This window comes from Acidovorax sp., from assembly GCF_021287135.1.
Classification (GTDB): domain Bacteria; phylum Pseudomonadota; class Gammaproteobacteria; order Burkholderiales; family Burkholderiaceae_C; genus Acidovorax.
Map to the genome: position 1 here is coordinate 54,505 of NZ_JAJTBB010000080.1, position 10,324 is coordinate 64,828.

The following is a 10,324-nucleotide window of genomic DNA, read 5'->3' on the forward strand; positions in this document are numbered from 1 at the left end:
ACAGCAACAAGCATGGGATGACAGCCGCCTTCGCAGTCGGCATGGCGGTGGTGGCCTGGGTGGGGTGGGGGTTCTGGGGCTCCAGCCCGCTGGCGCTGGGCATGACGGTGGTGATCGCTGCTGCCTATGGCCTGGGCGGCGCGGAACTGCTGCGTTTTCGCGGCGCGACCGCGTCGCTGTCCGCCGCGCTGGCGGCGCTGCCGCAGCCACCAGCGGTTCTGGACGATCTGGAGGCCTGGCTGGACCGCCTGCCGGCCGCGCTGCGCGCGCCGGTGCGCCGGCGCATGGACGGCGAACGCGCGGCCCTGCCCGGGCCGGCGCTGGCACCTTTTCTGGTGGGGCTGCTGGTCATGCTGGGCATGCTGGGCACGTTCCTGGGCATGGTGCTCACGTTCAAGGGCGCCGTGTTTGCGCTGGAGGCATCGTCCAGCCTGGAGTCCATTCGCGCTGCGCTGGCGGCGCCCATCAAGGGCCTGGGCCTGTCCTTTGGCACCTCGGTTGCGGGGGTGGCTGCCTCCGCCATGCTGGGACTGATGCTCGCGCTGGCCCGCCGCGAGCGGCTGGCCGCGCTGCAGTTGCTGGACGCGCGCACCGCCACGGCGCTGCGCCCGTTCTCAGCGGCCCACCGCCGCGAGGCCATGTGGGAGGCCCTGCAGGCCCAGGCCCAGGCTATGCCCCGGATCGCCGAGCGCTTGCAGGGGCTGGCCGACGGGCTGGAGCACCGCCAGGCCCAGCTGGCCGGCGCGCTGCAGGAGCAGCAGCGGGCGTTTCACCAGGAGGCCACGGCGGCCTATACCCAGTTGGCCGACGCCGTGGGCGCATCGCTGCGCGGCAGCCTGGACACCGCCGCCCGCACCGCGGGCGAGACCATCCGGCCCGTGGTGGAGCACGCCATGGCCAGCCTGACCCAGGAGGCCGAGCGTTCGCACCAGCGGCTGCGCGACGCCACCGATCGGCAGATGCAGGCCCTGTCGGCGCAGTGGGAATCCACCGCCCGCCAGGTGGCCGGCACCTGGACGGAGGCGGCGCTGCGCCACGTGCAGCAGCAGGACGAACAGGCGGTGCGCCTGGAGGCGGCGCTCCAGTCCATCACGCAGGCGGTGGAGCAGCGCACGCTGGCCGTGCTGGCCGCACAGCAGGACGCGCTCGGTCAGGTGCATTCGGCCCAGGCCGCTGCTGACCAGCAGCGGCTGGCGCTGTGGAGCCGTTCCGTGGACGACTTGGCAGGGCGGGTGGCCGCGCAATGGGAGCACGCGGGCACCCAGGCCGCCCAGCAGCACACGGCGCTGTGCCATGCGCTGGAGGGCGCGGCGGCGCAGCTGGACCAATCGCTGCGCACCGCCTCGCAGGCGCTGGAAGAGCGGACCGCGGCGGTGCTGGAGTCGCTGCACCAGGCGGCTGTGCAGTCGCAGGCGTCGCAGGCCGTGGCGGACCAGGAGCGCCTGGCCCACTGGCGCCAGTCGCTGGACGGCCTGGCCGACAGCCTGGCCACCCCGTGGCAGCGCGCCGCAGAACAGGCTGCGCAGCAGCAGCTTGCGGCCAGCCGTGCGCTGGAAGCCTCGGCCGCCCAGCTGGGCGAGCGCATGGCCACGCAGGTCCAGCAGGCCTTGGGCAGCGCGGCGCAGTTGATGGAGCAGTCGGACCGGCTGCTGCACCGCCGCACCGAGGCCGAGGCACGGTGGGTCGAGTCGCAGGCGCAGCGCATGGACGCGCTGGCCGGGGTGTGGCGAACGGAGCTGGCCGCGCTGCGGGACGCCGAAGCCGTGCGCGGGCAGGCGGCCGTGGACCGGCTGGAAGCGCTGCAGGGCGCGGTGGCGGGCCACCTGGCCACCCTGGGGGCCGCGCTGGAGGCCCCGCTCACGCGCCTGCTGCAGACGGCCTCGGACGTGCCCCAGGCCGCCGCGGAAGTGATTACCCAGCTGCGCGGCGAGATGGCGCACCTGAGCGAGCGCGACAACGCCGCCCTGACCGAGCGGGCCGCGATGATGGAGCAGCTGGGCACGCTGCTGCAGGCCGTGAGCGAGGCCACGGCCCAGCAGCGCGCGGCCATCGAGTCCCTGGTCGGGTCGGCCGCCTCCGTGCTGGAGAAGGCCGGGCAGGAATTCGCGCAGGCGCTGGGGGCGCAGGCGGGCAAGGTTGACGAGGTTTCGGCGCATGTCGCGGCCAGCGCGGTGGAGCTGTCCAGCCTGGGCGAATCGTTCGGCCATGGCGTGGGGCTGTTCACGGCCAGCAGCGAGAAGTTGATGGAGAGCTTGCAGCGCATCGAGAGCGCCATCGGCCAGTCCCTGAGCCGCAGCGATGAGCAGCTGGCCTACTACGTGTCCCAGGCCCGCGAGGTCATCGACCTGAGCATTGCGTCGCAACAGGGCATTGTGGAAGACCTGCGCCGGCTCAACGGCCAGATGGCCGCCTCGGTGCAAGGGGTGGCCGCGTGACGGGCCTGGACGAACCGCTGGACGAGAGCGCCGGCGCCACCGCGCCCGTATGGGCCGTGTTTGGCGACCTGATGGCCGGCCTGCTGGGCGCCTTTGTGCTGATCCTGGTGGGGGTGCTGGTGGTGCAGATCGATCTGGTGGCCAGCCTCAAGCAGGAAGTGGAAAAGCGCCAGCTCGAGGAAAAGCGCCGCATGGCTCTGGAAAAAGCGCTTGCCATTCCACTCGCCAGCGGGCGCGTGACGGTGAACGAGGGCCGCATCGGCATCAGCGGCAGCGTGCTGTTTGCTCCCGGCTCTGCCGAGCTGCGGGCCGAGGGCCGCCAGCTGCTGCGCAGCCTGGTGCAGCCGCTGCGCGTGTACCTGCGCGAGCGCGACGAGATGCTCATGGTCAGCGGCTTCACGGACAACACCGCGCTGGTGCAAGGGCGCCACCAGCGGTTTGCCGACAACCTTGAGCTCTCGGCCCAGCGCGCGCTCACAGTGACGCGCGCCCTGGTGGAAGAAGACATGCCCTCGTCGCAGGTGTTTGCCGCCGCCTTTGGCGCCGAGCAGCCCGTGGCCGACAACGCCGACGAAAAGGGGCGGGCGCAGAACCGCCGGGTGGAAATGGCCCCGGTGCCCCGGGCCGCCAAAGTGTCCCCGCCGCGTGATGAGTGAGCCAACCCTGGAGTCCCTGCGCGCCGCGGGCGCCCAGCACTGCGATCCCGTGCGCTTTCGCTACCTGGAGGTGCTGGCCGCCCGGCTGCCGGGCCAGCCGCCCGCCGTGCAGCAGGTGCTGGCGGCGCGGCTGCAGGCGGCCGTGGAGGACTATGCGCGGCGCGCGCAGTCCACTCCCGCCCGACAGCCGCCGCAAGCGCTGCCGGGGGCATCGCCGTCCCCGCTGGCGCTGCTGAACCATGCGCTGCAGGCCCGCGCGCAGGCGGATGCCGATCCGGCGCTGGGAGAGGATGCCGACACCCCGGCCGAGCTGCCCAGCGTGCGCCGCTTCGGCGAGGTCTGGGCCAAGATTGCCGCGGAGCAGCAGGTGGACCGGGCTTTCACGCGCGGCCCCGAGAACGCCGGCCCGCTCAACCCCCATCGGCTCATGCTGCGCTCGCTGGCGCTGATGCGCACGCTCTCGCCCGACTATCTGCGGCACTTCGTGGCGCAGGTGGACAGCTTGCTGTGGCTGGAGCAGGCATCTGCGCGGCCGGTGCGGGCGCCGGCCCGATCGGGGCGGGGCGCGCGCACCAAGTCCTGACGCGAGTCGGCCGCGCGGGCCGTGCGGGGCCGCCTGGGCGGCGCGGTGGCATGATGGCCGCTCCCGCGTTCTGAGGAAGCCCGTTCCCCATGCCCCCGTCCCTTGTGCAGTCCCCGCAGTACCGCATCGGCGACGTGGCGCGCCAGGCGGGCGTGTCTGCGGCCAACATCCGGTATTACGAAAAGGAAGGCCTGTTGACCCCCGCCGCGCGGGAGGACAACAGCTACCGGCTGTACAGCGCCGACGATGTGCACCGCCTGCGGTTCATCCGCCTGTGCCGTGCCATGGACATGTCCCTGGCCGAGGTGCGCACGCTGCTGGAGCTGGACTGGAGCCGCAAGGCCGACTGCGAGGCTGCACGCGTCACGCTGGACGAGCACTTGCAGCACGTGCGCAGCCGCCTGGCCGAGCTGCACAGCCTGGAAGCCGACCTGCTGGCGCTGCGCAACCGGTGCGATGGCACGGACGCCCATTGCCGCATCATCGAGGCGCTGCACGCGCGGGCCGATGCGCAGCCGCTCACGGCACCCGCGGGCAGCGCCGGCAAGCGCCATGTGTGAGTTGTGCCGGTCGCGCGCAGCGCCGGTTGTGAGCAGCTGTTTCCCTGGGGTGCTTTTTGCTATAAATACAATAGCTGCTTGCGCTTTATTTTAGGGCGCTAGAGGCCAAAAACGCTTGAATTCTGCGAAGCCGGCTTGCCCCTTCGGCCGGCCGGGAGGGCGCCGCTATGATGCGGCCATGGCCCCCTCCCTCCCCGGTCTCTTCCTGCCCGAACGGTTGTGGCGCACCGCGCGGCGCTGGGCGATCGCGTGGTGGCGCATCCTGTACCTGGGCGCGGTGGTGCTGGTGCTCGTGCTGTCGCCGTCCAGCTACGGCAAGGGCACCCGCAGGGCGCTGGCGCGCCACATCTATCTCGACACGGCGCCGGTGCTGGTGGGCTTCACGGTGCTGGCCGCGTTGATCAGCCTGGTCATCACCCGCATCGTGGTGGTCACGGCACTGAGCTACGGGCTGTCGCGCTATGCGCTGGAGATGGTGATCCGCGTGCTGGTGCTGGAGCTGATCCCCCTCACGGCGGCGCTGTTCGTGGCCATGCGCTGCACCATCCCCAACGGCACGCAGATCACGCGGCTGCGCGATGGCGGCCGGTTCTCGGCGCTGCGCCGCCAGGGGGCCGACCCCGTGCGCATGGAACTGCTGCCCCGCGTGGTGGCCGGCGTGTTTGCCTGCATCACCCTGGCGGCCCTCAGCTGCGTGGTGGCGCTGGTGCTGGTGTACGTGGGCGTCTATGGATTCAACCTCGCGGGCCTGCCCAGCTACACCCGCATGTTCGGCCAGGTGTTCTCGCCCGGCGTGACGCTGGTGTTCGTGCTCAAGACCGTGTTCTTCAGCCTGGCCGTGGCGTTGATCCCCATGGCTGCAGGCCTGTACGACGCGGGCGACCGCACCCAGCCCGATTCCGAGCTGGGCGGCCTGGCCCGCATGTTTGCCGTGCTGCTGATGATCGAGATCGCCTCGCTCATGGGCAACTATTACTGACCCGCACGGCCGCTTGCCTTTTCCATTGCTTGTCCGCCCCCATCCTCCCCGCGATCACGCCACGGCACCCATGAACGACGACGAGAAGCCTCCCCGCCCGCACACCACCCCGCCGCCTGCGGCCGAGGTACCGCCTGTCGAGGTCCTGCGCCCGGTGGCGTATCTGGAGGTCAAGGCGGCGGCGCTGCTGCTGTTCACGCTGGCGCTTATCGTGGGCTCCGGCCTGTACCTGCTGTATGCGCGTGGCGCGTTCGAGCCGACGCAAACGCTGGTGCTCACGGCCGAAGACTCCGAAGGCGTGGTGGTCGGCATGGACATGACCTTCTCCGGCTTTCCCATCGGGCGCGTGCGGCGCATCGAGCTGGCCGCCTCGGGCAACGCCCGCATCATCGTGGACGTGCCGCGCAAGGATGCGCACTGGCTGCGGGAGTCCAGCGTGTTCACGCTGGTGCGCGGAATCGTGGGGGGGACCAACATCCGGGCCTATTCCGGCATGCTCAATGACCCGCCGCTGCCCGATGGCGCCGAGCGCACGGTGCTGCGCGGCGACGCCACCGCCGAGATTCCCCAGCTCATGGCGTCCGCCCGCGAGTTGCTGGCCAACCTCAACGCCCTGACCGCGCAGGACGCCGCCCTGGGCGGCAGCCTGGCGAACGTGCGCGCGCTCACGGAACGCCTCAACGGCCCCGGCGGTGCGCTCGGGGTGTTGATGGGCAATGAGGCCGATGCCCGCAAGATCGTGGCGACCCTGGAGCGCACCAATGCCCTGTTGGCGCGCCTGGACGGCATGGCGGCGCGGGCCGACCGCCAGGTGTTCGGCGCCGAGGGCAGCAAGGATGCGCTGGTGCCGGAGGTGCGCGCGGCCGTGGGGCAGCTCAACGGCTTGCTGGCCGACACGCGCACCAGCCTGCGCAAGGTCGACGCCGTGCTGGCCGAAGCCCAGGCCATCGGCGCCAACGCCCGCGAGGCCACCACCGACCTGGGCGCCTTGCGCGCCGAGGTCGAGAGCAACCTGCGCAAGGTGGAAAGCCTGGTGAACGAGATCAACCGCAAATGGCCCTTTGCGCGGGACACGGAACTCAAACTGCCATGAAGATCCCCGCCGTTGACCCATCCCGCGCGCCCGTGGCGCGCCGCCTGGCCGCCTGCCCGGGGCGCGCCGCACTCGCCTTGGCCGCGGCCCTGGCGGCCACCACGCTCTTGCCGGCATGCTCCAGCGGCCCGCGCGTTCCCGACTGGCAGATGAATGCCCAGGGCGCTGCGCAAAAGGCCCTGGAGGCGCAACTGTCCGGCAACACCCGGGTGGAGCGGCTGGAGTGGGACCGTGCCCGCGCCGAGGTCGCCCGCACCGGCCGCCCCGACCTGATGGCCCGCCTGGAGCTGATGCGTTGCGCGGCACAGGCCGCGAGCCTGGAGCCGCCGGGCTGCGAGCGGTTCGAACCGCTGCGCGCCGACGCAGCGACCGGGGAGCGGGCCTACGCCGATTACCTCGCCGGCCGGCCCCTCGCGCCGGAGCAGGCGGCGCTGCTGCCGCAGGCGCAGCGCAAAGTCGTTGCGGCGGGGGGCGCGGCCTTGCCGTCCGTAGAAGATCCGCTGTCGCGCCTGGTGGCGGCGTCGGTGCTGCTGCAATCCGGCCGGGCCACGCCGGAGGTGCTGGCGGTGGCCGCGGAGACCGCCTCTGCCCAAGGGTGGCGCAGGCCCTTGATCGCCTGGCTCACGCTTCAGGCGCGCAGGGCCGAGTCCGCGGGGGATGCACAGGCGGCCGCGACGCTGCGCCGGCGCCTGGACCTGGTGGAGCAGGGCGGCGCACCGTCCCGTTGATGGCCCCCCGCCCGCACGGCGGGACCAACGGCCAGTTCAGCGCAAGCGGGCTTGCAGCTGGGTTTCGATGTGATCGCGCTCGGTAGCGAACTGCTGTGCGCTGATCTCATGCGCTTCAAACTTGCGTGCGGTGGACAGCAGCAGCACGGTGTTTTCCAGTCGCGTGTCCTGCTGCAGCGACGGCGGCAGGGCGGTCAGGCGGTCAAAGCTCTGCTTGTACAGCTCGCTCCAGCTCAGGAGCCCCGCCTCGGCCTCCGCCCGGGCGTTGTCGTGCCACCGGGCAAATTCTTCAAGGGTGCCGTCCCGCGGGTGGGCGCAGCCGCTGAGCGCGCCTGCCAGTGCCGCCGCCCACAGGAAAGAAGAGAAGTGTGCAGGAATGCGAATACGTGGGATCACGGTCGTCCTCCATTCTTTGTGCGCCGCACCGCCTTGTGCGCGGCGCTGAATGGTACTGCGATGCTATGCTTTTTGCTACAGCCCGCTGCGCAGCGGTGCGCTGGAGCGAGTCGGCGATCCCGCGGTGCCTTCCGGGCCTCTGCAGCCAGGGTCATTCAAACAGGCCCGCTGTGAGCATCTGGTCGAGCCCGCTCGGCAGCAGGGGCATGGAGTCCACCGACTGCACGGCCACGTCGGGCATCAGCAACGATGCGGCGGCCAGCACTGCAAGCACAACCGTGCCGGCAAACGCCGCAAGGGCGCGGGTTCCGGGAGTCGAGGGTGGGCGCTTCATGGTGGATTCCTTTGTTCGGAGGGCAGGGGCCCCAATGACCCCCAAACCAGCCGCAATGGCCAGTGAAAAAGATTTCACCAAACGGGGTGTGCAGCGTCTGTCAGACAAAGGCGACAGGCAACCTCCGGCGCTCTCCCGCAAGCCCTGGCAGGCCCCCCGCGGCCCGCGGCCTTCAGGAATCGAGCGTGGTCTTGCCCGTGTCGCGCTCCAGCCGGTAGCTGCCATCGGAGGCGGGCCAATCCGACCTGCCGACGGCCGAGGCCAGCACAGCAGGGCCGAAATGGAAGTCGTGGTGGGGATAGGCCTTCACCAGCGCTGCGCGCCCTTGGGCCGAAATCGCAAGTACCTCCGCGGTCTGCTCTGCGGCGCCCACTTCGGGAAGCCGGGCCTCCACCAACTGCGCTGCCGCAATGACGCGGAGCTTGTCGATGTCACAAGGTTTGTCGATGGTGACGGGCAGAGGGCTCTGGGCGAGGCTGAAGAGTAGCTCCATGGGCATTGCGGGCGCTCCTGAAGGACGGGCGTGTGCAATTTTTATCCAGGTGGCAAAACGGTGACAACAAGCCGAACGAATGGCAACAAATTGATGTGTTTTGTCGCATTTGCGCGGACCGCAACGGGACCGCGCCGGGCGCTGTCGGAGAGCTGGCGATTTGTCCTACAGCAGAGCCGTGCACGGTTCGCTACGTTGGAGTGCGTTGCAGGCGCGCGACGATTCTCTCAGCGCATTCCTCGAGCCCAAGGAGTAGAACATGAGCGACAACAAGGCCGAAACGGCCCACGACCGGAATTTCATCAACCTGAGCGAGCCCTACGAGGTGCGCGACTGGACCAACAGCCTGGGCGTGACCGAAACCCAGTTGCGCGAGGCGGTGGCGGCCGTGGGGTCGTCGGCGGACAAGGTGCGCCAGTACCTGGCCGCCCAGCAGTGACGTTTGCAGAGGACCCCGCCATGGCCGACGAGCAGGGCAAGGCGCCGACGTCCACCCGCACGTTGTGGAAGGGCGCGATCAGTTTTGGTCTGGTCCACATCCCGGTGGGCCTGTACTCCGCCACCGCCAGTTCGGGCATCGACTTCGATTGGCTCGACAAGCGGTCCATGCAGCCGGTGGGGTACAAGCGGGTGAACAAGGTGACCGGCAAGGAAATCGCGGCCGCCGATATCGTCAAGGGCGTGGAGTACGAAGACGGCCGCTATGTGGTCCTGTCGCCGGAGGAGATCGCTGCTGCGTTTCCGAAGGTGACCCAGACCATCGAGATCGAGGCCTTTCTCGACGCGGACGAGATCCCGTTCGTCTACCTGGAGCGGCCTTACTACACCGCACCGCTCAAGCGCGGCGAGAAGGTGTACGCCCTGCTGCGCGAAGCCCTGCGCAAGAGCAACAAGGTGGGCGTGGCCAAGGTGGTGATCCAGTCCAAGCAGCATCTGGCCGTCCTGATCCCGTGCGGCCGGGCGCTGGTGCTCAACCTGCTGCGCTGGGGCGGCGAAATCCGCTCGTTTGAGCAACTGAATCTGCCGCCGCTTGATGCGCGGGCGGCCGGAATCAAGGACGCTGAGCTGTCCATGGCCGTCCAGCTCATCGACGACATGACGCAGGCATGGAAGGCCGACAGCTTCCGCAACTCGTTCGCCGACGAGATCCACAAGCTCGTTGAACAGAAAGCGTCGGCCGGCGAAATCGCCGAGGTGGCGCCGGTGGAGAACGCTCCCTCTGCGCCGGCGGGCGCCGAGGTGCTGGACCTGACGGCGCTGCTGCGGCGCAGCCTCGAAGGAAAAACGCCGCCCCGCCCGGACCGGAAGGCGTCCGGTTCGGTGACCCGGCTACCGTCCAAGTCTGCAAAATCCCCTGTGGCTGCCAAGCCCGCGGCCGCCAGCAAAAAGGCGCCGGCCAAGAAGGCGGCTGCGGCCAAGCGGGCGCCCGCAGCCGCCAAGAAGCCCGGTCGGCGGGCTGCGGCCTGAGGACGTGCCGCCATGGGCGATTCGCTGGCGCAATACCGCAAGAAGCGCAACTTTGCGGTCACGCCAGAGCCCTCCGAGGGCGGGGCGCCGGGCCAGCACGCCCGGCAGTTCGTCATTCAAAAGCACTGGGCCACCCGCCTGCACTACGACTTTCGCCTGGAGCTGAACGGCACGATGAAAAGCTGGGCCGTGCCCAAGGGGCCCAGCTTCGATCCCGCGGACAAGCGCATGGCCGTGCAGGTGGAGGACCACCCGATTTCGTACAACCGCTTCGAGGGGCAGATTCCGCCCAAGCAGTACGGGGCCGGGCGGGTGATCATCTGGGACAGCGGCTATTGGGTGCCGGAGGGCGACCCGGACGCGGGCTACCGCCAGGGCAAGCTCAAGTTTCAGATCTACGGCCACAAGCTGCAGGGCCATTGGACCCTGGTGCGCATGCACGGCCGGGGCGATGAACGCCAGCCGCCCTGGCTGTTGATCAAGGAGCGCGACGGCCTGGAGCGGCCTGCCCACGAATTCAATGTGGTCGAGGAACTCCCCGACAGCGTGGCGACTGCGCCGCCCGTCCCCTGGCCGCCCGCGGCGGTCGGGGCGGCCGCG

13 protein-coding genes are annotated in these 10,324 nt (G+C 70.2%); 10 read left to right on the forward strand and 3 right to left on the reverse strand.

The window, feature by feature from the left end:
• The first annotated feature begins 17 nt into the window (after positions 1–17).
• From LWW96_RS19055 to LWW96_RS19085, 7 genes are all read left to right on the forward strand, one after another.
• Positions 18–2,435 carry a DUF802 domain-containing protein gene (locus LWW96_RS19055; protein ID WP_291489435.1) on the forward strand — a complete coding sequence of 806 codons (2,418 nt, stop codon included), beginning with the start codon at positions 18–20 and terminating at the stop codon, positions 2,433–2,435.
• Complete coding sequence (locus tag LWW96_RS19060) at positions 2,432–3,091, forward strand: OmpA family protein (protein WP_291489436.1); 660 nt, start codon at positions 2,432–2,434, stop codon at positions 3,089–3,091. The genes LWW96_RS19055 and LWW96_RS19060 overlap by 4 nt, the downstream gene beginning before the upstream one ends.
• Positions 3,084–3,674, forward strand: coding sequence for a DUF2894 domain-containing protein (locus tag LWW96_RS19065; protein WP_291489437.1), 591 nt, complete (start codon positions 3,084–3,086; stop codon positions 3,672–3,674). Before LWW96_RS19060 ends, LWW96_RS19065 begins: the two co-directional genes overlap by 8 nt.
• An 89-nt stretch (positions 3,675–3,763) precedes the next feature.
• Positions 3,764–4,234: a Cd(II)/Pb(II)-responsive transcriptional regulator gene (locus tag LWW96_RS19070; protein ID WP_291489438.1), complete on the forward strand. Its 471-nt coding sequence runs from the start codon at positions 3,764–3,766 to the stop codon at positions 4,232–4,234.
• 178 nt (positions 4,235–4,412) lie between these two features.
• The gene (locus LWW96_RS19075) at positions 4,413–5,213 is read left to right on the forward strand and encodes an ABC transporter permease (protein WP_291489439.1); all 801 of its coding nucleotides are present in this window, start codon (positions 4,413–4,415) and stop codon (positions 5,211–5,213) included.
• Positions 5,214–5,283: 70 nt separating this feature from the next.
• Entirely contained in the window at positions 5,284–6,306 is a 1,023-nt protein-coding gene (locus LWW96_RS19080) for an MlaD family protein (RefSeq protein WP_291489440.1), read from the forward strand.
• A 149-nt stretch (positions 6,307–6,455) separates the two neighbouring features.
• Positions 6,456–7,034, forward strand: coding sequence for a hypothetical protein (locus LWW96_RS19085; protein WP_291489447.1), 579 nt, complete (start codon positions 6,456–6,458; stop codon positions 7,032–7,034).
• Positions 7,035–7,070: 36 nt separating this feature from the next.
• Here the strand turns inward: LWW96_RS19085 and LWW96_RS19090 are convergent, their stop codons facing one another.
• From LWW96_RS19090 to LWW96_RS19100, 3 genes are all read right to left on the reverse strand, one after another.
• Positions 7,071–7,430, reverse strand: a complete 360-nt coding sequence (locus LWW96_RS19090; RefSeq protein WP_291489441.1) for a hypothetical protein — start codon at positions 7,428–7,430, stop codon at positions 7,071–7,073.
• A 151-nt stretch (positions 7,431–7,581) separates the two neighbouring features.
• Positions 7,582–7,764 (reverse strand): hypothetical protein, encoded by a 183-nt coding sequence (locus LWW96_RS19095; RefSeq protein WP_291489442.1) that lies wholly within the window; start codon positions 7,762–7,764, stop codon positions 7,582–7,584.
• A gap of 172 nt (positions 7,765–7,936) precedes the next feature.
• The gene (locus LWW96_RS19100; RefSeq protein ID WP_291489443.1) at positions 7,937–8,263 is read right to left on the reverse strand and encodes a hypothetical protein; all 327 of its coding nucleotides are present in this window, start codon (positions 8,261–8,263) and stop codon (positions 7,937–7,939) included.
• Between the two features lie 253 nt (positions 8,264–8,516).
• On the opposite strand from LWW96_RS19100, the gene LWW96_RS19105 reads away from it, so the two are divergent.
• The 3 genes from LWW96_RS19105 to LWW96_RS19115 all read left to right on the forward strand — a co-directional run.
• Positions 8,517–8,696: a DUF3606 domain-containing protein gene (locus LWW96_RS19105; protein WP_291489444.1), complete on the forward strand. Its 180-nt coding sequence runs from the start codon at positions 8,517–8,519 to the stop codon at positions 8,694–8,696.
• 20 nt (positions 8,697–8,716) lie between these two features.
• Complete coding sequence (locus LWW96_RS19110; protein WP_291489445.1) at positions 8,717–9,724, forward strand: Ku protein; 1,008 nt, start codon at positions 8,717–8,719, stop codon at positions 9,722–9,724.
• Between the two features lie 12 nt (positions 9,725–9,736).
• The coding region (locus LWW96_RS19115) for a DNA polymerase ligase N-terminal domain-containing protein (protein WP_291489446.1) at positions 9,737–10,324 on the forward strand (588 nt) is incomplete at its 3' end.

Excerpts from the sequence above, each read along its gene's own strand:
- LWW96_RS19055 (WP_291489435.1), top strand. The coding sequence starts at position 18 with ATGACAGCCGCCTTCGCAGTCGGCATGGCGGTGGTGGCCTGGGTGGGG.
- LWW96_RS19065 (WP_291489437.1), top strand. The coding sequence starts at position 3,084 with ATGAGTGAGCCAACCCTGGAGTCCCTGCGCGCCGCGGGCGCCCAGCAC.
- LWW96_RS19070 (WP_291489438.1), top strand. The coding sequence starts at position 3,764 with ATGCCCCCGTCCCTTGTGCAGTCCCCGCAGTACCGCATCGGCGACGTG.
- LWW96_RS19075 (WP_291489439.1), top strand. The coding sequence starts at position 4,413 with ATGGCCCCCTCCCTCCCCGGTCTCTTCCTGCCCGAACGGTTGTGGCGC.
- LWW96_RS19080 (WP_291489440.1), top strand. The coding sequence starts at position 5,284 with ATGAACGACGACGAGAAGCCTCCCCGCCCGCACACCACCCCGCCGCCT.
- LWW96_RS19085 (WP_291489447.1), top strand. The coding sequence starts at position 6,456 with ATGAATGCCCAGGGCGCTGCGCAAAAGGCCCTGGAGGCGCAACTGTCC.
- LWW96_RS19095 (WP_291489442.1), bottom strand. The coding sequence starts at position 7,764 with ATGAAGCGCCCACCCTCGACTCCCGGAACCCGCGCCCTTGCGGCGTTT.
- LWW96_RS19100 (WP_291489443.1), bottom strand. The coding sequence starts at position 8,263 with ATGCCCATGGAGCTACTCTTCAGCCTCGCCCAGAGCCCTCTGCCCGTC.
- LWW96_RS19105 (WP_291489444.1), top strand. The coding sequence starts at position 8,517 with ATGAGCGACAACAAGGCCGAAACGGCCCACGACCGGAATTTCATCAAC.
- LWW96_RS19110 (WP_291489445.1), top strand. The coding sequence starts at position 8,717 with ATGGCCGACGAGCAGGGCAAGGCGCCGACGTCCACCCGCACGTTGTGG.